Source organism: Paenibacillus sp. SAFN-054, from assembly GCF_051966755.1.
In the GTDB taxonomy this organism is placed as follows: domain Bacteria; phylum Bacillota; class Bacilli; order Paenibacillales; family Paenibacillaceae; genus Paenibacillus_AQ.
Genome location: NZ_JBQCKS010000012.1, coordinates 1 through 23,321 on the forward strand (window position 1 = coordinate 1; position 23,321 = coordinate 23,321).

Annotated in this window: 24 protein-coding genes, 1 tRNA gene and 2 riboswitches; of the genes, 15 read left to right on the plus strand and 10 right to left on the minus strand. The window is 49.2% G+C overall.

The annotated features are described in order from the left end of the window. The coding region (locus ACTHPM_RS27045; protein ID WP_440421741.1) for a hypothetical protein at positions 1 to 188 on the minus strand (188 nt) is incomplete at its 3' end. Between the two features lie 155 nt (positions 189 to 343). Between ACTHPM_RS27045 and ACTHPM_RS27050 the strand changes: the two genes are divergently transcribed. The 11 genes from ACTHPM_RS27050 (at position 344) to ACTHPM_RS27100 (ending at position 10,408) form a co-directional block, all read left to right on the plus strand. After that, on the plus strand, positions 344 to 1,561 hold the full coding sequence (locus ACTHPM_RS27050) for a DUF6612 family protein (RefSeq protein ID WP_440398502.1): 1,218 nt from the start codon (positions 344 to 346) through the stop codon (positions 1,559 to 1,561). A 265-nt stretch (positions 1,562 to 1,826) separates the two neighbouring features. Continuing rightward, a complete protein-coding gene (gene guaB, locus ACTHPM_RS27055; RefSeq protein ID WP_440398459.1) occupies positions 1,827 to 3,284 on the plus strand; it encodes an IMP dehydrogenase in 1,458 nt (485 codons plus the stop codon). Between the two features lie 142 nt (positions 3,285 to 3,426). Then, positions 3,427 to 4,821, plus strand: coding sequence for a D-alanyl-D-alanine carboxypeptidase family protein (locus tag ACTHPM_RS27060; RefSeq protein WP_440398460.1), 1,395 nt, complete (start codon positions 3,427 to 3,429; stop codon positions 4,819 to 4,821). A gap of 198 nt (positions 4,822 to 5,019) precedes the next feature. Beyond that, a complete protein-coding gene (gene pdxS, locus ACTHPM_RS27065) occupies positions 5,020 to 5,901 on the plus strand; it encodes a pyridoxal 5'-phosphate synthase lyase subunit PdxS (protein ID WP_440398461.1) in 882 nt (293 codons plus the stop codon). Positions 5,902 to 5,922: 21 nt separating this feature from the next. Continuing rightward, positions 5,923 to 6,501, plus strand: coding sequence for a pyridoxal 5'-phosphate synthase glutaminase subunit PdxT (gene pdxT / locus ACTHPM_RS27070; protein WP_440398462.1), 579 nt, complete (start codon positions 5,923 to 5,925; stop codon positions 6,499 to 6,501). Positions 6,502 to 6,729: 228 nt separating this feature from the next. Continuing rightward, positions 6,730 to 8,016 (plus strand): serine--tRNA ligase, encoded by a 1,287-nt coding sequence (gene serS, locus ACTHPM_RS27075; RefSeq protein WP_440398463.1) that lies wholly within the window; start codon positions 6,730 to 6,732, stop codon positions 8,014 to 8,016. 74 nt (positions 8,017 to 8,090) lie between these two features. Continuing rightward, positions 8,091 to 8,179, plus strand: a tRNA-Ser gene (locus tag ACTHPM_RS27080). A gap of 125 nt (positions 8,180 to 8,304) precedes the next feature. Beyond that, positions 8,305 to 8,649 (plus strand): hypothetical protein, encoded by a 345-nt coding sequence (locus ACTHPM_RS27085; protein ID WP_440398464.1) that lies wholly within the window; start codon positions 8,305 to 8,307, stop codon positions 8,647 to 8,649. Positions 8,650 to 8,670: 21 nt separating this feature from the next. Continuing rightward, positions 8,671 to 8,847, plus strand: a complete 177-nt coding sequence (locus ACTHPM_RS27090) for a hypothetical protein (RefSeq protein ID WP_440398465.1) — start codon at positions 8,671 to 8,673, stop codon at positions 8,845 to 8,847. Between the two features lie 23 nt (positions 8,848 to 8,870). Continuing rightward, positions 8,871 to 9,029 (plus strand): small acid-soluble spore protein P, encoded by a 159-nt coding sequence (locus ACTHPM_RS27095; protein ID WP_440398466.1) that lies wholly within the window; start codon positions 8,871 to 8,873, stop codon positions 9,027 to 9,029. A gap of 299 nt (positions 9,030 to 9,328) precedes the next feature. Next, entirely contained in the window at positions 9,329 to 10,408 is a 1,080-nt protein-coding gene (locus ACTHPM_RS27100; RefSeq protein ID WP_440398467.1) for a DUF6612 family protein, read from the plus strand. A gap of 58 nt (positions 10,409 to 10,466) precedes the next feature. On the opposite strand, the gene tadA is transcribed toward ACTHPM_RS27100, so the two are convergent. Then, positions 10,467 to 10,973, minus strand: coding sequence for a tRNA adenosine(34) deaminase TadA (gene tadA, locus ACTHPM_RS27105; protein ID WP_440398468.1), 507 nt, complete (start codon positions 10,971 to 10,973; stop codon positions 10,467 to 10,469). Positions 10,974 to 11,358: 385 nt separating this feature from the next. On the opposite strand from tadA, the gene ACTHPM_RS27110 reads away from it, so the two are divergent. Then, positions 11,359 to 13,650: an ATP-binding protein gene (locus tag ACTHPM_RS27110; RefSeq protein WP_440398469.1), complete on the plus strand. Its 2,292-nt coding sequence runs from the start codon at positions 11,359 to 11,361 to the stop codon at positions 13,648 to 13,650. An 18-nt stretch (positions 13,651 to 13,668) separates the two neighbouring features. Further along, positions 13,669 to 14,373, plus strand: a complete 705-nt coding sequence (gene rluF, locus ACTHPM_RS27115) for a 23S rRNA pseudouridine(2604) synthase RluF (RefSeq protein ID WP_440398470.1) — start codon at positions 13,669 to 13,671, stop codon at positions 14,371 to 14,373. 91 nt (positions 14,374 to 14,464) lie between these two features. Here rluF and motB read toward each other — a convergent pair whose 3' ends face one another. Together motB and motA are read right to left on the minus strand one after the other, a co-directional pair. Beyond that, a complete protein-coding gene (gene motB, locus ACTHPM_RS27120; RefSeq protein ID WP_440398471.1) occupies positions 14,465 to 15,268 on the minus strand; it encodes a flagellar motor protein MotB in 804 nt (267 codons plus the stop codon). After that, positions 15,252 to 16,052: a flagellar motor stator protein MotA gene (motA, locus tag ACTHPM_RS27125; RefSeq protein WP_440398472.1), complete on the minus strand. Its 801-nt coding sequence runs from the start codon at positions 16,050 to 16,052 to the stop codon at positions 15,252 to 15,254. The genes motB and motA overlap by 17 nt, the downstream gene beginning before the upstream one ends. 357 nt (positions 16,053 to 16,409) lie before the next feature. On the opposite strand from motA, the gene ACTHPM_RS27130 reads away from it, so the two are divergent. After that, positions 16,410 to 16,703 carry a hypothetical protein gene (locus ACTHPM_RS27130; protein WP_440398473.1) on the plus strand — a complete coding sequence of 98 codons (294 nt, stop codon included), beginning with the start codon at positions 16,410 to 16,412 and terminating at the stop codon, positions 16,701 to 16,703. Positions 16,704 to 16,894: 191 nt separating this feature from the next. Beyond that, the gene (locus ACTHPM_RS27135) at positions 16,895 to 17,200 is read left to right on the plus strand and encodes a 4a-hydroxytetrahydrobiopterin dehydratase (protein ID WP_440398474.1); all 306 of its coding nucleotides are present in this window, start codon (positions 16,895 to 16,897) and stop codon (positions 17,198 to 17,200) included. 99 nt (positions 17,201 to 17,299) lie between these two features. On the opposite strand, the gene ACTHPM_RS27140 is transcribed toward ACTHPM_RS27135, so the two are convergent. The 6 genes from ACTHPM_RS27140 to ACTHPM_RS27165 all read right to left on the minus strand — a co-directional run bounded on the left by ACTHPM_RS27140 (position 17,300) and on the right by ACTHPM_RS27165 (position 23,306). Beyond that, complete coding sequence (locus ACTHPM_RS27140) at positions 17,300 to 17,659, minus strand: c-type cytochrome (protein WP_440398475.1); 360 nt, start codon at positions 17,657 to 17,659, stop codon at positions 17,300 to 17,302. Positions 17,660 to 17,815: 156 nt separating this feature from the next. Next, the gene (locus ACTHPM_RS27145) at positions 17,816 to 18,307 is read right to left on the minus strand and encodes a GNAT family N-acetyltransferase (RefSeq protein ID WP_440398476.1); all 492 of its coding nucleotides are present in this window, start codon (positions 18,305 to 18,307) and stop codon (positions 17,816 to 17,818) included. A 242-nt stretch (positions 18,308 to 18,549) separates the two neighbouring features. Further along, positions 18,550 to 19,041: a C40 family peptidase gene (locus tag ACTHPM_RS27150; protein WP_440398477.1), complete on the minus strand. Its 492-nt coding sequence runs from the start codon at positions 19,039 to 19,041 to the stop codon at positions 18,550 to 18,552. A gap of 3 nt (positions 19,042 to 19,044) precedes the next feature. Then, positions 19,045 to 19,182: riboswitch (cyclic di-AMP (ydaO/yuaA leader) on the minus strand. Positions 19,183 to 19,567: 385 nt separating this feature from the next. Next, positions 19,568 to 20,032 carry a C40 family peptidase gene (locus ACTHPM_RS27155; RefSeq protein WP_440398478.1) on the minus strand — a complete coding sequence of 155 codons (465 nt, stop codon included), beginning with the start codon at positions 20,030 to 20,032 and terminating at the stop codon, positions 19,568 to 19,570. A gap of 5 nt (positions 20,033 to 20,037) precedes the next feature. After that, positions 20,038 to 20,177: riboswitch (cyclic di-AMP (ydaO/yuaA leader) on the minus strand. A gap of 295 nt (positions 20,178 to 20,472) precedes the next feature. Next, on the minus strand, positions 20,473 to 21,306 hold the full coding sequence (locus ACTHPM_RS27160) for a hypothetical protein (RefSeq protein WP_440398479.1): 834 nt from the start codon (positions 21,304 to 21,306) through the stop codon (positions 20,473 to 20,475). An 11-nt stretch (positions 21,307 to 21,317) separates the two neighbouring features. After that, positions 21,318 to 23,306 (minus strand): M1 family metallopeptidase, encoded by a 1,989-nt coding sequence (locus tag ACTHPM_RS27165; RefSeq protein WP_440398480.1) that lies wholly within the window; start codon positions 23,304 to 23,306, stop codon positions 21,318 to 21,320. Between the last annotated feature and the right edge of the window lie 15 nt (positions 23,307 to 23,321).

The following is a 23,321-nucleotide window of genomic DNA, read 5'->3' on the forward strand; positions in this document are numbered from 1 at the left end:
GTTAAGCCCTCCAGCGCCGATGGTACTTGGACCGAAGGGTCCTGGGAGAGTAGGACGCCGCCAAGCGAAGAACCACTGTTGATGAATAATCGATGGTGGTTTTTTTGTGTTGTTAAAGCTCGTAATTGGAAAATCATGTTATACTTACTCTGTGTGCATTTACTGGAATTAAGATTGGCCTCGATCATCAGCAGTGGAATGTTTTAAGCGTAGACGATTGAATTCAATCTGTATTTCTTTTTTCATCCACGTATTTTTTTAAAAATTTATGAGAGTGGGGTAAGTACATATGAAACAAAGTAAGAACAAGCTGATATCGGCGATTTTGACGGGCGTTTTGGCGATGGGAATCGCTTTACCCGTATATGCGGCAGAGGCCTCAGCTGGAATTACCCGCGGTGACTTTTTGAAATTGGTTGCTACTGATTTAAATATAACTGCAAATTCTTCCGAGGAGCTTCCAAAGGATATTATGGCCGATTCACCTTATAAGGAAGCGGTTAGCGCCATGCTGGAACGCAAAGTGCTAAAAGGGTTTCCGGATGGAAGCATAAGAACGGATGTAGCGATCACCGGTAAAGATGCATCGATTGTCCTTGGACGTGTTTTAGGATTCAAAGATGAAGATAGCATCAAACGCCTACAATCCGAAATGGGTATCGACTGGCAGTCGCAGAAGGTATTAAATGCCGCAGAGGTCCAGTCCACGCTGGCAAAAGTGCTTAGCAATGATAAATCGGCGATTGACTTGATGGATGCCGTGCAGAAGGGAATGGGTGATGTCCACTCTTACGAGTCGCAAGTGGGCATGCAAATCAACATGGCTTTTCTCGATTCAAGTGATTCTGACCCGAATGAAATGTCCATGAAGATAGATGCCGAAGGATTGGCCAAGCTGGATGATAAGCAGGGAATGATGCAAACCATGACAATGAAAAACTTTTTGGGCTCAGGGAATATGGAGACCGTAACTTATATCGTTCCAGAAGGAGTCTTTACGCAAAGTCCGGACTTGGGAACAGGCAAGAAACAATGGATTAACATGTCCAAGGGAATGCTGGGTTTCAATCAACTCATGGAATTGCAAAAGGCCAACGCAACGCAACTCAGCAGCTTAAATCAGAAATATTTCATATACCGTGATTTGGGTAAAGAAACGATCAATGGCAAAGTACTAGCTAAAATTGCTTTGTATGGCAAGATTCCGTCTCTCAAGGGACTTATGAACGATACGCAAAGCCTGACTGGTATGAGTGACATGATGAGCACCCTGCCAAGCGACGGCAAAGCAGCTGTCGAGAACATGGGCGTTGCAGCCAACATCATTTACTGGATTGATGAAGCCGCTCACCGCATCTACAAATCCGATGCGAACATGTCTTACTCCATGCCGGCAACCGGGCAGACTCCGGAAATCACCATGGAAATGAGCATGAATATGAGCTATAGCAAGTACAACGAGCCGCAAACGATCAAACTGCCGGATGAGGCCAAGAAGGCTCCGACAATGGAGGAATATACGACACAGCTGTCTGCAGCGCAGCCTCAAACAGGAAAATAATCAACGTTATGTATGAAGACTATGAAAAGTGGACATCCCACCAAGGGATGTCTTTTTTATTCCCTCTGTCTAGTCCCAGTGGACAAGTGAATGCAGCGGCTAGACAGCCAAACGATCTGTTCGTTTTACCAGCTTCAATTCCTTGACAGCCTCGCAGGGCCTTTGCTAAGATGGCAATAATATATTTTCAGAAAATGATTTTCAAACCTTGTTGTATAAGGTTTTGACGAATACAATACATGACAAATGAGGGGGAAGTTCCGAGGTGTGGGAAGACAAATTCAGTAAAGAAGGATTTACTTTTGACGATGTATTGCTGGTGCCGCGCAAGTCTGAGGTACTGCCGAAGGAAGTGGACGTGTCCACAAGATTAAGCAAGCATGTGAAGCTCAACATTCCGCTCATCAGTGCAGGCATGGATACTGTGACCGAGTCCGCGATGGCAATTGCAATTGCCCGTGAGGGAGGAATCGGCATTATTCACAAAAACATGCCCGTAGAACAGCAAGCCGAAGAAGTAGATCGCGTAAAACGCTCGGAAAGCGGCGTTATTACGAATCCATTTTCCTTGACACCAGAACACCTTGTTTCCGATGCAGAGCAAGTGATGGCCAAATTCCGCATTTCCGGCGTACCGATTGTGGACGAGCAGCATAAGCTGGTGGGCATCCTGACGAACCGCGATTTGCGTTTTGTACATGATTACAGCATCCAAATCAAAGAAGTCATGACCCATGAAAACCTGGTAACGGCTCCTGTGGGTACTACACTTAGCGAAGCCGAGGTACTCCTCCAACAACATAAAATTGAGAAGCTTCCTTTGGTGGATGAGAACAACGTATTGAAGGGCCTTATTACGATTAAGGATATCGAAAAAGCCATTCAGTTCCCGAACGCTGCAAAAGATGCGCAAGGACGCCTGCTTGTCGGCGCTGCGATCGGCATCTCCAAGGATGGCTTCGACCGGGCTGAGGCATTGGTTAAAGCTGGTGTCGATGTTGTGGTCGTTGACTCCGCGCACGGACATCACATTAACATTCTGGATGCCGTTCGCAAGCTGCGCAGCTTGTATCCGGATCTGACGATCATCGCGGGCAACGTTGCCACAGGCGAAGCAACACGCGATTTGATCGAGGCTGGCGCATCTGTCGTAAAAGTAGGGATCGGGCCTGGTTCGATTTGTACGACGCGCGTGATCGCGGGTATCGGCGTACCACAAATTACGGCCATTTACGATTGCGCGAAAGTAGCCCGCGAATACGGTATTCCATTGATCGCAGACGGTGGCATCAAATACTCTGGTGAAATTACGAAAGCACTCGCTGCCGGAGGGCATGCGGTAATGCTGGGAAGCATGTTTGCCGGTACCGAAGAAAGCCCGGGCGAGTCTGAAATTTACCAAGGCCGCCGTTATAAAGTGTACCGCGGTATGGGTTCCATGGCTGCTATGAAACAAGGAAGTAAGGACCGTTACTTCCAGGATGACGACAAAAAACTCGTGCCGGAAGGCATCGAGGGACGGGTAGCTTACAAAGGGCCTTTGGCGGATACAATTCACCAATTGATCGGCGGACTTCGCTCTGGCATGGGATACTGCGGTACGAAGACGCTGGAAGAGCTTCGCGAGGATACGCAATTCGTTCGCATTACTGGTGCCGGTTTGCGCGAAAGCCATCCGCATGACGTGCAAATTACGAAGGAAGCGCCGAACTATTCGGTATAAAAAAGAAGGATGTTTGCATAAAACCAACATCTTCTTGTACAGACAGGTCGAATTTCGCCCTGTCTGTCTTTTTTTGCTTAATTCCCTGTGATAGAATAGAACAAGTAAGAATTAAGTGGGCTAGAGGGGAGTTATACATTCATTGAGTAAGCATTGGAAGCGTCCAAGCCGGAAGGCGGGACAACAAAAACAAAAACGTCATCTCGTTAAAAAGAGCATAGCTTCGGTTGTGCTATTGAATATGCTTTGTCTATCCGCTCTACCGGCAGCTATGGTATTCGCTGCTCCGGCAAGCACTGCTGCAACCAGCACAACGACAAGCACTGCAAGCAGCATTCAAAAGCCTGAATTGAACCTGAAGTCAGCGGTACTAATCGAGCCGACAACAGGTCAAATTCTCTATGCCATGAATGCGGATGAGCCACTGCCACCGGCAAGCATGACCAAAATGATGACGGAGTACATCGTTGCCGAACAGGTCAAGCAGGGGAAGCTGAAGTGGACGGATAAGGTTACCGTAGGTAAAAACTCCGAGGAAACCATCGGATCGCGTATTTTTTTGGCTGAAGGAGACGTACATACCGTAGAGGAACTGTACATAGCGATGGCTGTTGGATCCGCGAACGACGCTACGGTTGCACTGGCCGAGAAGGTATCGGGAACCGAACAGGAGTTTGTGAAGCTGATGAATAAGACCGCGCAGGAAATGGGTATGAAGACGGCCTATTTTATTAATGCGACAGGTCTTGACCGAGCTGACATGCCGGAAGATTTCCGGCCGGATACCGATAAGGAAGACGTCATGTCGGCAATGGATGCGGCCATTCTGGGCAAGCATATTGTCACGGACCATCCGGATTATGCCAAGTATACTTCGATTCAATCCTATAAATTCCGTGAACGCGACAAGGCTCCAATCATTAACTATAACTGGATGCTGGAAACCAACAAGAATATTCAGAACTTCAAGGCCTATGCTTACCCAGGGTTGGATGGTCTGAAGACAGGCCATACGCAAAACGCGGGTAACTGTTTCACTTCAACGGCAGTCCGTGACGGCGTGCGCCTGATCGGCGTGGTCATGGGAGCTGACTCCGAGGCGCACCGCTTTACGGAAACCAAGAAGCTTCTCGACTACGGCTTTGATAACTTCGAAATCAAGCAGGCTGTTGCAGGCAAATCCAAGGTGGAAGGCCTGGATACAGTTCCAGTCAAAAAAGGCGCTGAGACTAAAGTCGGCGTCGTGACCGATGGGGATGTCAGCTTTGTCGTACCGAAAGGCGCAGAAGTCAAAGGCGTGAAGTTCACGACGAAACTGGATTCGGCTGACGGACTTACAGCGCCGATCGAGAAGGGCACCAAGGTCGGTACGATTACCTATACTTATAAAGCCGACGGCATCGACAAAGCGCAAACCAAAACCGTGAATCTTATCACCTCCGACAAAGTGGAAAAAGGCGGCTGGTTCCGCTTGTTCTTCCGTGCCATCGGAGAAATGTTCAGTGATTTGTTCGAGGGAATCAAGAACCTTTTCTAAATTGGTGGGAATCCTGAAGCCAAGGTGAGCCACTCTCCTGACGTTGAAGCAATAAACCGCTGCAAGGCGGAATTATTTCTGTGAAAAACCGATCAGACGGTTTTCTTCATATGGTTTTTGGTTGTGAATGGAGCTGTATTCCCCTTCAAGTTAAGGCGGATAACAGATGACATGATATACATTTCGGGAGGCGTAGACATGGAAACGGGAACTTCGAGAGTCAAAAGAGGTATGGCAGAAATGCAAAAAGGCGGCGTCATCATGGACGTCATGAATGCGGAGCAGGCAAAAATCGCTGAAGCGGCTGGTGCTACAGCCGTTATGGCATTAGAGCGCGTACCGTCCGATATTCGCGCGGCTGGCGGCGTGGCCCGTATGGCTGACCCAACGATCGTTGAAGAGGTTATGAAGGTGGTATCCATTCCGGTCATGGCGAAAGCCCGGATCGGCCATTTTGTAGAAGCAAAAGTGCTGGAATCGCTTGGCGTAGACTACTTGGACGAGAGTGAAGTTTTGACTCCGGCGGATGAAGTTTTCCATATCGATAAATGGGATTTCACCGTTCCGTTCGTTTGCGGTGCTAAGGACCTGGGTGAGGCACTGCGCCGTATTGGCGAAGGGGCATCGATGATCCGTACAAAAGGCGAGCCGGGAACAGGCAACATCGTTGAGGCTGTCCGTCATATGCGCTTTATTAACAGCCAAATCCGAAAAGTACAGAACATGTCGAAGGACGAGCTATATGCTGAAGCCAAAAACCTTGGCGTGTCCTACGATCTGCTTGTAGGCGTGCATGAAAACGGCAAGCTGCCGGTGGTCAACTTTGCTGCAGGCGGTGTAGCCACACCAGCTGACGCGGCGCTGATGATGCATTTGGGAGCCGATGGCGTATTCGTGGGATCCGGTATTTTCAAATCGGACAGCCCGGAGAAGTTTGCCCGTGCCATTGTCGAAGCCACCACTCATTATCAGGACTACAAACTCATTGCTGAAGTTTCGAAGAACCTGGGTGCGCCGATGAAAGGCATTGAGATTTCGAAGCTGAGTCCGGCTGAACGGATGTCGGATCGCGGCTGGTAAGAGAGAGAAGGCTGTAGACATATGAAAATCGGGGTTTTGGCACTTCAAGGTGCCGTTGCAGAGCATATCCGCAGTATTGAACTGGCCGGTGCCGAAGGACTCGCCGTGAAGAAAAAGGAAGAGCTTCAGGAGATTCAGGGCCTGATCATTCCCGGCGGCGAGAGCACGACGATCGGCAAGCTGATGCGCAAGTACGATTTTATGGATGCGATCCGCGAATTTTCAGCGGAAGGCAAACCCGTTTTTGGAACCTGTGCAGGCCTGATTGTGCTCGCCAAAACGATTGAAGGCCAGGAAGAGGCTCATCTGGGATTGATGGATATTACCGTTGCACGCAATGCTTTTGGCCGCCAGCGGGAGAGCTTTGAGACGGATCTGGATGTAAAAGGCATTGACGAGGCCGTCCGTGCCGTATTTATTCGCGCACCGCTCATCCGTGATGTGGGGGAACAAGTGGACGTTCTTTCCTCCTATAATGGAGAAATTGTAGCAGCGAGACAGGGCCATTTGCTGGCATCTTCATTCCATCCCGAACTGACGGATGATTATCGCCTCCATCAGTATTTCGTGGATATGGTAAAAGCCAGTCAGACGTCATAAAGCCCTGCCGTTTTACCGATATATAACATGACAGACACCTTGACTCTTTCGATGATATCTAAGGCCCCCAATAGGGTAAGCTTTAGGTAAGGGAAGTTTGGCCTGCGCGCTCCGGTAAAGGGGCGGCAGGCTGATCGACCCACAGGGGTCGGGGTTCTTTTTTTGGATGGATAAGTGAATCAGTTTGAATTTGTGAATCAATGCAAGATTTCTAGGAGGAATTGTCCAATGCTGGATGTGAAAATATTACGGAGCGACTATGCCAAGGTTGAGCAAGCGCTGAAGGACCGCAACAAATCGCTCGATTTGATCGCGGGTTTCCCTGAGCTGGATACACGCCGCAGAGAACTGCTGCAGGAGAGCGAAGCGCTGAAAAACCGCCGCAACGTCGTATCGGGCGAAGTAGCCAAGCGGAAGAAAAACAAGGAAGACGCGGAGGAGCTCATTCTTGAAATGCGCGAAGTATCTGACCGCATCAAAGCGATGGACGAGGAAGTGCGCGAACTCGAAGCCTCCATTTCCGAGCTGATGATGGCGATTCCGAACATCCCGCATGAATCGGTACCTGTCGGCACTTCAGAAGATGATAACGTAGAGGTTCGCCGCTGGGCGGAACCTACATCTTTTGATTTTGAGCCTAAAGCTCACTGGGATATCGCTCAGGGCCTCGACATTCTGGATTTTGAGGCTGCTGCCAAAGTAACGGGCTCGCGCTTCACCTTCTACAAAGGTCTTGGCGCCCGGCTGGAGCGTGCCCTGATCAATTTCATGATGGACCTTCACAGCAGCGAGCATGGTTATGAGGAAATGCTTCCACCGTATATTGTCAACGGCGATAGCCTGCGCGGTACCGGACAGCTGCCGAAGTTTGAGGAGGACCTGTTCAAAATCCGAGATACGGAATACTACTTGATTCCGACAGCGGAAGTGCCTGTTACGAATTATTACCGTGATGAGATTTTGTCGACGGAGGATCTGCCTAAGCATTTCGTTGCCTACAGCTCCTGCTTCCGTTCCGAAGCCGGTTCGGCAGGACGCGATACCCGCGGTCTGATTCGTCAGCATCAATTCAATAAGGTCGAGCTGGTAAAGCTCGTGGCACCGGAAACATCTTACGAAGAGCTGGAGAAAATGACAGCCAATGCCGAACACGTTCTACAGCTTCTGAAGCTGCCGTACCGCGTTATGGCACTCAGCACGGGCGACATGGGCTTCTCTGCAGCAAAGACGTATGACCTTGAAGTATGGCTGCCTGAGAGCGGTATGTACCGTGAAATCTCCTCTTGTTCGAATACGGAGGACTTCCAGGCCCGCCGGGCAAACATCCGTTTCCGCCCGGAACCGAAAGCGAAGCCGGAATTCGTTCATACGCTGAATGGTTCTGCACTTGCGGTCGGACGGACGGTTGCAGCCATTCTGGAGAACTATCAACAGGCGGACGGCAGCGTGCTCGTCCCTGAAGTACTTCAGCCATACATGGGCAATGTGCAGGTTATTCAGTCGAAGAGCAAATAAAACTTGATCAATATATTCATCTGTGGTAAAATATTTTTGTTACGCATTATGTAATTGAATATGATTTACCACCTGGAGAGGTACCGAAGCGGTCATAACGGGGCGGTCTTGAAAACCGTTAGGGGGCAACTCCACATGGGTTCGAATCCCATCCTCTCCGCCAGATATTACAACGACAGAAGTCATCCTGATCAGGAAGGCTTCTTTTTTTATGTCTTCTTCCTGACTTCTTGGAACGCATAAATGTGATTGCTTTTTCGCACATTAAAGTCAGGGGAGGTGTGAAGAATGAACCGAGAATTTGAATTAAATCAAGGTCAATTGGTCGATGCGTGGAAGTCCCAGCTGCCGCAGAACCTCGACCCGTCGGATTCCGCCCAAGTATTTGCCGACGAGGCAAACCCGAATGCTCTCCGAATCCATATCGATACCGCAGGCCGTCAGATGTATTCCTTCGACTTTCAGTGTTCATACATGGACACCCGCGAGGTAAAGGTGGATTTGGTCGACGTGGAGCGGGAAGGACGAACGGTGGATGAGCGGACCGAGATTATTCAGGATATGGCCCAGGGGTACACACGTCAGATCCATGAATGCGCCCAGGCGCTTCACGATGTGACTCATCACTCATAAAAGGGAAATGAGGGAAGTTAGATGACCAAGGCCAAGCCCGGTTTAGACAAAAACCTGAGCAACGTTATTGATGAGCTGAACGAGACACCCGTGAACAGTCACCATGCGCAGCAGATCCAGCAGGATGAGAATGATCGCCGCCATGAAGACGCCCGTCATCGCCACAAGCCGACGGACTTGACACATCCGCATTCTTAAATCCTAAAGATGGGGTGATCCCGATGAGTAAACCGAAAGCTGTCCCCGTACCGGAGGCTCAAAGAGCCGAGCAGCGTCAGCACCACCCGCGTCATGAGGAAAACACGATGCAGGAGCCGTTGTCCGGATCGAAAAAAGTCAAAAACCGTAATCATGTGGATCATTTGAATAAAGAGGGGTAACTTTTACTCCTAAATGGAAAATTCAAAAGCATTTCGGCAGCCGCCGGAGTGCTTTTTTTATTGGGTTTTCCATGATGATTTGGACAAAATTTCGCGGTTTTAAGTCTGTTTTCTGAATTTTTGCAACCATCAAGCAAACCCACCGTATAACAACATGTGAGCTCACACAACAGGAAGAAAAGGAAATTACTTAATTTGCAAACATATAATTTCCAAAAATATGTTTAAGTTATGGACTAAATCGTTTATGATTAATAGGTGATTTATGGCTTTAGAGAACCGAGAGGAGAGAGAGATTAATGAACAAGAAGTTTGCGGTCCTGATTCTAACACTGATCATGTCCATGACAGTGGTCCTTGCAGGATGCACAAGCAAGCAGGAACCGAAAGACGCGATGAAGAGCGCCACGGGGAAAGCGATGGAAATGACTTCGTACGAAATGAAAAGCAAGGTGGTCATTAAAGATCTGAAAGTATCCAGCCAGGATACGGATGCTGCGGCTACCGAGCAAGTGATGAGCATGCTCAAAAATGCAGAGTTGACAATTGATGGGGTATATCAAAACGATCCGATGCAAACCGAGCTTACCATGGGTATCAATTTGAAGGGCGATATGTCCATGAGCTTTAACGTTCCTATGGTAATGACGAAAGAGAAGCTGTACGTTAAAATCCCAAGCATTCCAATGCTTCCGCTTCCGGAAGATGTAGTGAACAAGTATCTCGTGCTTGACCTGAAGGAACTGGCTGAGCAAGAAGGAACGACGTTCAACCCGGATTCGATGGATACGAAGAAAACGCAGCAACTTTCCAACGAAATCATGAATACGTTATATGGCGAGTATGACGGTGAAAAATACTTTAAGGATATCAAGGTTAAAGACGCAAAGCTTCCAGAGGGTGTAGATGCCAAGCAAGTGGTGCAGTTCTATGTAACCAACGATAACGTGAAGGAAGCGGCAGAAATTTTTGTGAACAAGGCAATGCCTAAAATCCTCGATATCGTGGGTAAAGACGAATACCGCGATATGCTGGGTCTGACGAAGGAAGACATCGAAGACGCGAAGAAGGATCTGAACTCCGCGAATCAGGATGAGCTGAGCAAAGGCTTGAACGATCTGAAAAACTACCTGAAGATCAATCAATTCACTGTAAACACGGCAATCGACAAGAAGGACTTCCCTTCTTATCAGGATGCTGTCGTAAACGTGGAAATGAATGATCCGGAAACCAAGGACAACATGAAGCTTTCGATGGAAATGACGAACCAATACAGCAAGGTGAACGAAAAACAAACCTTCAAAGTCGGCATTCCAAAAGACGGCGACGTTATCACGATGGAACAATTCCAAGAGAAAATGGGAAGTGCAGCTTACTAAGCACACTTCAACAACAAACAGCCTGGCGGGGGTCATCCCTGCCAGGCTGTTTCAGTTATTAGGCTTTGCCACGCAGCCTGCGGAAAAATTGCGTCAACAGGGAGGCGCACTCCTCTTGCAGGATGCCTTCAACGATCTCTGTGCGGTGATTGAACCGCGGCTCTTGGAGCAGGTTCATCAGCGTCCCGGCGCAGCCTGCTTTGGGATCTCGCGTTCCGTAGATCACTTGGGGTACGCGGGACTGAACGATGGCGCCTGCACACATCGGGCATGGCTCCAGCGTGACGTAAAGCTGGCAATCCAGCAGGCGCCAGGCACCGATCGCCTGGCTGGCTTCACGGATGGCCACGATTTCAGCGTGCGCCGTGGCATCCTGTGAGGTTTCGCGGAGATTATATCCACGTCCTATAATTTCGTCGCCTCGAACGACGACCGCACCAATCGGTACTTCACCGATTTCTTCAGCCAGCCTCGCTTGAGCAATCGCTTCTCTCATCCACCGTTCATGCACAAGGTTATCCACAGTTTCATCCACAATCAAGGGATGGTTGAGCTGTTCATCCAAGTTTAAAAGCCTCCTCTGATCCATAAACGATTTATTCAGCGAACAAACATTCGGTTGTTAACATGCTGTGCATATTATTGTGGATAGTTTTTTGGTTACGCACAATTTTATCCACAAAATACGCTTAATAAAATGTGGATATGTGTATAAAGTGAATAAATCACCCTCTTATTTTAGAGAATGAAGCGTTGAATATCAATCTAAAGTGTTTATTTTACGGTGTCGGCGGGTTATAAGAAGCGATCCGGATTTTTAAAGCGCTCTTTTCAAATGTAAGGGTTTGGGGTTATGATGAAAGGTGTATTTCAATATTTTTATATAAAATAAATTTTTGGTTCACTTTCGATATGTAATGTTAAAGCTTTCCTTGCCAAGAGGTGGTCCTTTGTCCATTAAAAATAAGCTAACCTTGATCATGTCTGGCTCCCTGCTGTTAATCCTGCTTTTATACATACTTCTCAGTTTCTACACCACGCAAGCTAATTTGCGGAAGGACAGCGAGAGCAAGATGCTCGTGGCTGCCAGGCAAATTGCAGCGTCTATCGAACAAAGCCGGTACAGTTCGGAATATGTTGAGCGCCAAATTGGCGAGATGCTCAGAATGGCGGCAATCCTCGCGGCCAAAGAGCTGCCCGAGGACTATCATGATATCGACACCAGCCAGCTGAAGCGATTGAGCGAGGAAGTTGGCGTGACCGATATTTCGATTATGGTACGTACGAAGGATGACGTCATTATTAATAAATCCTCGGATCCCAAGGAAGTGGGCATGTCCACACAGGATTGGGGTTACTGGTTCACTGCATTTAAGCAGCTGTTTAACATGCAGAAGGTAACGGTCTCGCAAGGAATGTATATGGATAAATTCTGGACAGGACCGTTTGAATATTCGACGTCGAACCCCGGTTTTATAGATAAATGGGGTTATTATTATGACGGCAGACGCAATTATATGATCGACCCGTTTATTCGAAGTGATGCCGTCAACGATTATGCCAAAATGGTAAGCCCCGAAGCGGTCCTGGAAAAAACAAAGCAGGTGAATCAGCAGATTCTGGAGATCACCATTATCAATCCCCAGACCTTCGGCAACCGAAACATGAACGACCAAGGCTTCGACAGCAACAACGTAAAACTGAGAAACCGTCCGATCCAATATGGTACTTATGCGTATGGCGACGTACCGAAGGACAAGCAGGCGGTATCAGAAGCGATTAAGACAGGCACCAACGTCGTGCAGGTCACCCGGGTGAACGGGGAGAAGGTGCTCAAAAGCTTTATTCCGGTGTTCAATCCGGATCAATCGGTATATGTTATCAGCATCGTCACGGATTACAAGGGCATCTCTAAGGTTCTGAACGAGCAGCTGATGAACTACATCGCCATTTCCGCGGTGCTGCTGATTATCGTCATTATAGTGAGTTATGTGCTGGCAGGGTATATCATCCGTCCGATTGAATCCATGCTCATCAAAGTAAAGGATGTTTCGGAGGGGCGGTTTGATACGCCGCTGGCGCTCAACAGTAAGGATGAGTTCGGGTTGCTGTCCTCCAAAATCAATGCGATGACCGCAAGCCTCAGCGATTATACGAATCAGCTGAAGCAGGCTGTCGAGGAGAATCAATCGGTGAAGGACCATCTGGAATCGATCATCCAGCAGACGGCTGATGCCATTCATACGGTGGATTGGTCCGGTCGCGTCATTCAGGTGAACAGGGCTTTCGAGACGTTATACGGATGGAATAGCGATGAGGTGCTCGGGAAGCATTTGAATATCGTGCCGGAATTTTTGCAGGTCGAAGAGTCGAAGAAGCTGACGGCTCTTCGCAATGGAGAGCAGCTTCCGCCGACGGAAACCCTCCGTCTCAGAAAAGATGGATCTCTTGTGGAAGTAAGCATCAGTACAGCTCCCGTGAGGGATGAGGACGGGAATATTCTCTCCTTTATCAGCGTCTCCCGGGACATGACGGAACGCAACAAAATGGATGAGCTGTTGCGGCGGTCGGAGAAGCTGACCACGGTGGGCCAGCTGGCGGCCGGCGTGGCACATGAGATACGGAATCCTCTGACCACGCTGCGCGGATTTCTGCAGCTGCAGCAGGAGAATAACCATGTAACGCCGCTGCATAACGAGATTATGCTGTCGGAGCTGGACCGCATCAATCTGATCGTCAGCGAGTTTCTGATCTTGGCCAAGCCGCAGGCGATACAGTTTCAGGTAAAAAGCATCAGGAATATTTTGAACGACGTCGTGTCTCTTCTAAACAGCCAGGCGCATTTGTACGGTATTGAATTCAGGTTCCAATCGGAGCCGGACGACTATAAAGTGCACTGCGAAGAGAATCAGATGAAGCAGGTGTTTATTAACATCATCAAAAATGCCATTGAGGCCATGGAGAATGGCGGCATCATTACAATAGAGCTATTCAGGTTAAGCCGGGAGGAAATCGGAATCACCATTTCCGACCAAGGCATCGGAATTCCGAGCGAGATGCTGCCGAAGCTTGGGGAACCATTCTTCACAAGCAAGGAAAACGGGACTGGCCTGGGACTCATGATCAGCCAAGGTATTATTGAAGGACATAAGGGGATGATGGAGATATTCAGCAAACCGGGCAAAGGCACCCGGGTGGATATCGTGTTGCCTTTGGCGGAAGAAACCGAAGAACATAAATGATAAGGGGGAAGGAACCCATTGCGGATCAATAAATTCATCAGTGAGACCGGGTTTTGTTCCCGTCGCGAAGCCGACAAACTGGTTGAGAGCGGCAAAGTGACGATTAACGGTGAGAAGGCCGTACTGGGCAGCCAGGCGGAGGAAGGGGACGATGTGCGCGTTGACGGCCGTCCCTTGACTTCAAAACCGAAAAGCCATGTATATATCGCCTTGAACAAGCCTGTAGGGATTACCAGTACGACGGAGCAGCATATCAAAGGCAATATCGTGGACTTTGTCGGCCATACCGAACGAATCTTTCCGATCGGGCGACTGGACAAGGACTCGGAAGGCCTGATTCTGCTGACAAGCGACGGAGACGTGGTCAATAAAATACTGCGTGCGGAAGGGAAGCACGAGAAGGAATATATCGTAACGGTGGATAAGCCGGTCACGACGTCGTTTCTGACCGGAATGGCCGGCGGTGTAAAGATTCTCGGTGAAATGACGCGTCCCTGTACGATTACGCGTATTTCGGAGCGGGTATTTAAAATTATTCTGACCGAAGGGAAAAACCGACAGATCCGCCGGATGTGCAGCGCCTTCGGCTACAGCGTCCGGAAGCTGCAGCGCATCCGGATCATGAACATCCATCTCGGTTCGCTGCCCAAGGGACAGTGGAGGGATTTGACTGACGCGGAGAAAAAGGAGCTTAGCCGCTCGTTACATTACGACCTCGTATAAGGTCTCATTCGAGGCCATATATCCCCACATATGATTAAAAGCTGTATTTATCGTATATAACGATAATACAGCTTTTAGCTTTAGAATGGGGTTATTTGGCTTTAACTTCCTGCGCGTTATCTGTATATTTGCGGATGATGGACACCTCGACGCGGCGGTTTTTGGCACGGCCTACTGCCGTATCGTTGGATGCGACAGGGTGGAACTCGCCGTAAGCAGTCGATGTGAATTTCACCGGATCAAGTTTCGTGTTTTGCAGCAGGATCTTCATGAAATGAAGGGCCCGATCCGAGCTGAGGTCCCAGTTGGAGGCATACTCGCTATTGGAAATCGGCATGTTATCGGTATGACCGGAAACGACCACGCTGTAGGTCGGAAACTGCTGAAGCATGTTGCTGATGGCCAATGCCAATTGTTTCGATTCCGGCTTCACGACCGCGCTTCCGGATGCGAAAAGTGCATTGTCGCTGATCGTAATCGTAAGCTGGGATTGATTCAGCTTCGTGTCGAGCAGATTAGTCAGTCCATTGCCCTTAATATATTGGTCCAGCTGCTTTTTCAGCTTCTCCAGGTCTTCTTGTTCCTGTTTGGCCAGCTGGGATTTCTGCCTTTGCTTGTCGGCGCTGTTTACGACGCTTTCCTCGCTGTTTTTCTTGCCTTTATCCATATTGCTATCGGAAGGAAGGGCTGAACTGAAATTCAGGACTCCTGTGCCCGTGCTGAGGGCGGTGTTGAAGGCTTTGCTCATTTCTTCAAACTTCTTGTTATCCGTGGCGCTCATGGCATACATAACGATGAACAAGGCTAGCAGCAGGGTCAAAAGGTCTGCATAAGGAAGCAGCCAGGATTCATCTGCATGCTCCTCATGGGGTTCATGTCTAGTCTTTTTGCTCACCTGCGGACGCCTCCTTCTCATTCATTTGAGCACGCTCGGAAGGGGTCAGGAAAACAGAAAGCTTTTGGTTGATGGCGATCGTGGACACGCCGGATTGAATGGACAGCAGTCCTTCGATCATCATGAGCTTCAGCTCGATTTCCTTTTTGGACAAACGTTTCAGCTTGTTGGAAATCGGATGCCACAGCACGTAACCGGTAAAAATACCAAGAAGGGTCGCAATAAATGCTGCACCGATCGCATGCGCCAGTTCACCCATGTTCTCCATCTTGGTCAAGGCGGCGATCAGGCCGACAACGGCCCCGAGAACCCCGAGAGAAGGAGCATACATACCGGCCTGGGAAAAGAGCAGGGCGCCTGCACGGTGCCGTTCTTCCGTAGCCGAGATATCTTCCATCAGGACATCGCGGACAAAATCCTGGTCATTGCCGTCAATAATCATCCGCATGCCGTTGCGGAGAAACTGGTCATCGATTTCTTCGACTTTGGTTTCCAGAGCGAGGAGACCTTCGCGGCGGGTGATCGATGCCCATTCCATGAACATCGTGATCAGGTCGCGGCGATCCACCAAATTTTGTTTTACGAACACCATTTTCAGCAGCTGGGGAAACTTCTTAAGCTCTGACATGGGAAAACCAATAAACAACGTGGCGGCCGTTCCCCCGAGAATAATGACATAAGCGGCGGGGGTGAGGAGGGATATCAAAGGAGCCCCTTTGAGTATCATACCGACAAAGACCGCGATCAAGCCAAGTATTAGGCCTATAATTGTTGAAATTTCCATTGCACACCTCATCCATGAGAAATAGAATTGAATCCTTTCGTGCACCATGTTTGCGTCCTTGCAAAATGGTGTGCTGCACCAAAAAACGTAATATAATATTTATCGTCAGGATTCTCTTTTTTTTTAGGGGGATTTTTCCGTTATAATGAAACCATGGGGTCCATCAGTCCTACCGGCGCCTGATTCAAACGGCGAATGTACAAGCACAATGCACAAGCCAGGGGCCCTAAATAAAATGTTCTATTGCAAAAATGGGCGGTTCATGACCGGCCGTATGATCGGAATATCTGGCAAGGCAAATTCAGCGGGACCCTGAATTGCACAGGGGGATACGTAACGAGGGCGGAGGGAATAGCCATGGGTGTAAAGCATGGGCGCGAATACGATGAAATCCTGAAAGAGCTGACGAGCGCGGTAGGGGAAATCCCCGACAGCTACTTGTTCTTTGAAATGGAAGGCAGCGAATGGCAGCTGCTGAGTCCCGAAGAGAAGCGGGAGGTACATGAGGCGCTGGCCGAGGATCTTTTTTACGGATTGGGTACAGAGCCCGTGATTGAAGTGGGCAGCGGCGTCGTCATGTATGACAAGGAGCATCACCGGATCAATCTGCTCATCGGGGACGAGGAACTGACTGTAGTTCCACTGATCTAGTCCATGGGCCGAATGGATTTTTGAATGCCTGGCGTGTTAAGATATAACAAGTGTTTGGCCCTGTGGAAGGCCATATTCATAAATATTCAATGACCGGAATACAATGGGAAAAGTTAATGGAAAGCAAGGTAAAGACGCATCCTTTTGGCCGAGGCCATCAGGGTGTTTGGTTTCAGGGAGGAACTTAAACAATGGTTTATACGCAGGAAGAAGTCGAGGCACATTTAGCGAAGCTGGAAGGCTGGGAGCTCGAAGAGGGCCGCTGGATCGTGCGCAAATTCATTTTTTCCAATTTCATGAAAGGGATTTCGTTTGTCGACGAGGTTGCGACGATATCGGAGGCCTTTGATCATCACCCCTTTATTTCCATCGATTACAAAAACGTGACGCTGCGTTTGACTTCCTGGGATGAAGGCGGCATTACCGCCCTGGACATCAAGGAGGCCCACCAGTTTAACGAGCTTTTCGAAAAAATGCGCTCAGGCGAGAAACGTTAGCATTTCATGCCCATGCGGGTACAGCAAAAAACACGCTTCGGCCCTTGACCTCTAGGTCAAGGATTCGAAGCGTGTTTTTCTATCCCATGCGGGAAAAGATTACTTTTTGGCTGCAAGCCACTGGGCTACGTTGGCAATTTCCTCACTCTTCAGCTTGTCTTTGAATGAAGGCATGCCGCCTTTACCTTTAGTAACAATTGTATAGATTTCTTCTGCGGAAAGCTGGGAACCGATTTTTTGCAGGTTAGGCCCTACACCGCCCTGCAATTGGTCACCGTGGCAGCTAAGGCAGCCTTGGGCTTTGACGGTTGCTTCAGCCGATGCAGCGTCCATCGTTACCTCAGGCATGGATGGTTTTTCTTCTTCAGCTACTTGCTCTTTGCCAGGCAGTGTAAACATGAGCACAATGGCAAATACGCATGCGATTGCTACGACACCGCTCATGATCCATTTTTGCATCCGTTTTCGTCCTTTCTATGTAAACTGCAGTTCTTCATTTCTTCATTATAACGGAACAAGCCGGTACATCAAATAGTTTGTGACAAAAAAGCAAACGAAAGCGGGGCATAGCCTTGAAATATACACAATTTTGTACCATTTATCATTGACGATCGGTTATTCTTCCTCATATACCATGCAGTGAAAGCATCCGATCCCTTCAGGGGTCTGCCTTTCATACGTATCGGTAATCATAAAACCAGCCTTCAGGTAGGCCCGAATGGCCCGCTGATTCCAGTCCTGGACTTCCAGATCCACGGGCAAACCGGGATAGCGCTGCTTGGCCGCATGCACGATGGCATGTATAAAGCTTTTACCCAGCCCCTGACCGCATAAATCAGGCCGCATACCGATTCCCAGGCGGATGACGTTAACCATCGGAAAAAGCTGCGCAAAGCCACACAGGGTGCCCTCAGCATTCAGAACCGAAACATACTGCTGTTTGCGTACCTCGGGGTCGCCCAGCTCGATTCCGAGCGCCTCCATCTGAGGCCAAGGCAGCCAGCCGTAAATCGCATCGTAAGGGGGCTCATACGACCAGGAGCAGCACGTTTCAGCCTGCTCGCGGCTCATGGGAACAACGGTGAAAAAACGTTTGGAATCATTCATGGCGTATCCCCTTTCCTTGAGAGACAGCGCTAAACCATAGGATTTGAAACTTTTTGCGAAACTATTCCTTCCTTAAGGCTTTAGGGTGTTTATTTGGCGGAAGGAAGGGTAAACAAATAATGTGGGCAGCATATGGTAATGATATACAGCCTCAGATGCCCACAAAAAAACCCGCCTTTTGAGATTTCGGCAAAAATCTCAAAGTACGGGTGGTCGTACAAACCGTTCAAGACAGTCAGGCATTACTGCACGTCATCATTGTCTTCGGAATCAACGGCGGCGGACTTGTAGGTATCCGTGCTCATGACTCGTTTGGCGCCAACGTAGCGGTTGACGTAGTAGCTGTCGCTAAGCGAACTGACAATAACACCACGGGAAGTCGAGGCATGCGCAAACTTTCCGTCGCCGACATAGATTCCGACATGGGAAACGCCGGAGCCGGAAGTATTGAAGAATACCAGGTCTCCTGCTCTCAGATTACTGCGGGATACAGCGGAACCCATGCTGAATTGGGAGCCCGATTGGTGCGGCAGGTTGATCCCCAAATGCTTGAAAACGTACATCGTGAATCCGGAACAGTCAAATCCGCTCGTTGTCGTTCCTGCGGTTTTGTACTTGGTGCCGATGACATCATCGATCACTTTGTCCATTTTGGAGTCCGCGAAAGCGCTTCCGGCTCCAACGGTAAATACGATGGCAAAACTCATGACTGCTGCTGCTAGCTTCTTTTTCAAACAAAATACCCCTTCCGGTGCCTGCGAGGTTAGCTTAAGGATTCGGTAGAAGGTCCCCTATGATCCCTCTGTTGCAAGATCAATTCACCCATCATGGTTCCCCCGCTTCCCTAGTGTGAGGAAATTCGGCATAGATTCTCTACACTATATACATCAGGAAACGTTCTATTCATAAACGGTCCAGCAAAGATTACAAAGTTGTTACTAACTCACTGGGACTATTGTAGCAAAGGAATTTGCGTTTGGCAATTGTTTCTATCAATAAAGGCTATAAATAATCAACTTTTTTTAAAAATAAGGCATTTTTTAGAGCATTTTATAGGAAAAAATGTTTATTTGTTGGCGGGGTGGGTAAATGAGGCGTAAGAAGGAGCACGAATTGAAGGCTCCTAAAATTTTTTTGCGAAAAGTTGTTACCTTTTAGGCATTTCAACCGTCTAATAAGTAACAAGAAACCCGCAAGAGGGATTTCGGCAAAAATCCCCGGTGCGGGCCTTAAGTTAAGATATGTGTATGGGAGAGAGTATTAGTTATAAACGGCAGCTTTGTATTTAGCCGTACTCATGACTCGTTTGGCGCCAATGTAGCGGTTGGCGAAGTAGCTGTTGCTAAGCTTGCTGATCGTAACACCCTTGGAAGAGGATGAATGAGCAAAATTTCCGTTTCCGACGTAGATCCCGACATGGGAAACGCCTGCGCCAGTCGTATTGAAGAATACCAGATCTCCGGCTCTCAAGTTGCTTTTGGAGACCGCAGTGCCTGTTTTATACTGTGCGCTGGATTGGCGAGGAATGGAAACACCCAGCTTTTGGAATACATAACGCGTAAATCCGGAGCAATCGAACCCGTTCGTCGTGGTTCCGCCGGTTTTGTAAGAAACACCAATCGTTTTGTGGACAACGTTATTCAATGAGGAATCGGCGAATACGCTGGTTCCCATCGAGAACATAAGCGTTAATCCGAGCGCAGCGGCTGCAAACTTCTTTTTCAAAAAAATAAACCCCTTCCGAGTGCCTGCGAGGTTAGCTTAAGGATTCGGTAGAAGGTAGTCCCCTATGATCCCTCTGTTACGAGATCAATTCACCCAAAGTGGTTCCCCCGCTTCCCGGTGCCAAGGAATTCGGCCTTGATCAGGCACCTGAAACGTGAATGACGGCATGGTATCAATTGGAATGTGTCGTTTAAAATTTCGTTTACAGTACAGTGGAATAGTTACAGCAAAAATTACAAAGTTGTTACTAAGTTCGTACTCGGATTATTGTATCAGACGATTCGCGCTTTGGCAAATACTTAAGGCACTTTTAAACGAACAAAACCCCTGCCCTTTACATGCGAAAGGGAGGGGTTTTTCTTCTATCAGGGGATTGAAGTGATGACAAAAAATTAACCAATCCAATGCTGCTGGCTGTTTAACCACAAAAAATAATTTTTTTATTTTTCCGCATCCTTATGAGCCAGCCGATACCACAGATCAAATTTGGTCGAAATGCCCCATAGCCTCATGATGCAGCTGACCAGATGATAGCCCTGCTGGAGAATCAGCGCGAAGATGCCGGCCCAGAAGAGGGAGATGCCCGTAAAAAGACTGAATATAAGCAAGCTCGCCATCCCCAAAGTGAGGGAAATTCCCACCAGAGGCAGCGCACCGCGCAGGCATTGCCATAAGGGTGCCAGGAAGCCGGTGCCGCCGGTCTTGCCGAACTGCATGAAGAGGATGAGCTGATGGATCATATAGCTGTACAGAAGCCAGGCAGCCGCGTACGGAAGGACCTGAAGTGCAAGAGATGGCAGCTGGACGCCGCTAAGAAGGATCTTATACAGCTTGGGCAAGATCCAATACGCGGGTGCCGCGATGCATATCCATTCCGCCAGGTGGAAGAGAAAGACGACCTTCCCGTGACGTCTCATGCCCTTGAAGAAATGCAGCCCGATATCTCCTTCGCGCTCCTTGTGCAATCCGTGATAGATGCCAGCATGGATGAAGGGTGTCAGCAGCATGCGCAGCGCGAACATCGAAAGCAGGATCCAGAAGTACGTATGGACGGTTCCGCTCGTGGAAAGACTCGTCTTGCCTTCGATGTAGAACAGCAGCTGGCTGAGCTCGTTCGGCGGGGGATCGGGATAACGCATCAGCAGCGGCGTCACTGCCGAATGGACCAGGCGGTACAGGAAATATCCCCAGATCAGCTGGTACAAAAAGAGAATGATGACGATATAAAATTGATTTTTAAGACTTTTCCAGCCATTTGCAATATGGGATTTCACCGCTTCTCACCTCACCAGGACAGACTTCCAAGCAGAGTCTCAATCAGCTTGGTGATGCCAAGATTCCAGCGGACCAGCACCTCGCGGTCCATATCCGCCTTTAAATAGTTATTGATATGCTTGTTCTCAATCACAATCGAGTATTTCGGGTCGACCATGGCCCAAGCCAAAGGTGCGCTGTAGCTCAGCTTGAACGCCGTGCGGTCGCCTGTCCCGTTCCAAACCTTGCTTAGCGTATGTCCGTCGGTAAAGGTAAACAGCACGGGCACTTCAGGGTAGTCTCCGCCCTTTTTGGAGATCTGAACGGTGGATTCATACATGGGCTTCCCTCCGTCGGCTGCTTTTTTGCGCACGGAGATGGTGTCGACGGCAAAATCCGCCATTTGGCTGCCGTAGACATACTGATCGAAGAAGGGCTGCCATGACTTGCGGGTGACCTGCTCGGCCACTTTTTGAAAATCGGTCGTTGTTGGATGCTTAAACCGATACTTTTTGGCGTACGTACTCATGATTTTGTTCATCGTTTGCGAACCGACCTGCTGTTCCATGCCCTTTAGCAGCAGCTTGGCGCGGTAATAAACATTGAGGGCGTACTGATCCTGCGAGCCGTATTTCCAAGCCTCCTGCGTTAGCGTCATCGGCGAGGAAATGATCGAGGCCTGGATCGGAAGGTTCGGGATAACTCCATATTCCTGCTCCATGAGCTTATCTTCTGCGTATGAGGTAAAGCCCTCGTCCAGCCAAGCCTCCTCAAATTCATTGCTGGCCAGCATGCCATAAAAATACTGATGACCGATCTCGTGAATGACGGTCCGCTCGAGGTCGTAGCCGGGCGAATCGTCCTTCGCTCCGAATGCCGTAACCAGTGTCGGATACTCCATGCCCCCGGCGCCGTTGCCTGATTCAGGCGGGACGACAATGGACAAGGTAGAGTAAGGATACGTGCCATACCACTTGCTGAAGTACTTCAGAGCGGCTTTGGCAGCGAAGAAGTATCTTTCCTTCAGGTCTTTATGGGCCGGATCGAGATACAGCTTGATCCGTACGCCAGGCACCTCGGCTGAGGAGAAGGGCTCCTCGGCGAAGACGAAGTTCGGGGATGCGGACCAGGCAAAGTCATGCACATCATCCGCATAAAACTGATAGACTTTTTCGTGATTGCGGATCTGGGACGACTGCATGATTCCGGTGCCTGCGACGATGTAGTTCTCAGGCACATGAATGCGGACGCTGTAAATGCCGAAGTCCGCGTAAAACTCGGAATTCCCGTGGTACTGATGCAAATTCCAGCCCTCGGTCTGGCGGCCCCTTACACCGGCAGGCTCATAGACACTGATTTTGGGAAACCACTGCCCGGCCATGACAAAATCATCGGCAGTACCCATCCGAGCGAATATTTTGGGGAGCTTGACCTCAAACTGGATGCTGAGCGTGATGCTTTCCCCGCCCTTAACGGGTTTGGGAAGGCGCACTTTGGCGAGGGTCTTGTCCTTGGCATTGCCGTCGTCGGGCTGGACATACTGAATACGGTGCATGAGCGACAGGCCTTCAGAGGTTTTGATATCGGTAATCGCGATGGAGCCGAAGCCGTCCGCAGGCATCGCGTCATTCCGGAGCTTGCCCCCGGATTCCTTCATAAAGGTAGAGTCCATGGATGAGAAAGCGTTGGGATACAGGTGAAAGTAGAGCTCGTTCACCGTTTTTTTGCCGGGATGCGTCCATGTCAGCGTCTGGGTTCCCTTTAGGGTGCGATTGTCAGGATCGAGCGTGGTATCAATGTGATACTCCACGATCCGATTGCTGAGAATTTCGGCTGTCGGCTGCTGAACCGGTTCCTTTTGGACAATCGGAGCGGATACCTTGGGAGGCTTGGCCCGATTCGGAGCATAGGAAGCCTGCGATTCCGGACCATCCCTGAAGAGAAGCCACCCTGTCCCTGCAAGCAGGAGACAAAGGACGAAGATGGATGAAAAGACGATTTTGGCGCGTGCTGGAGCCATATACGAATACCTCCC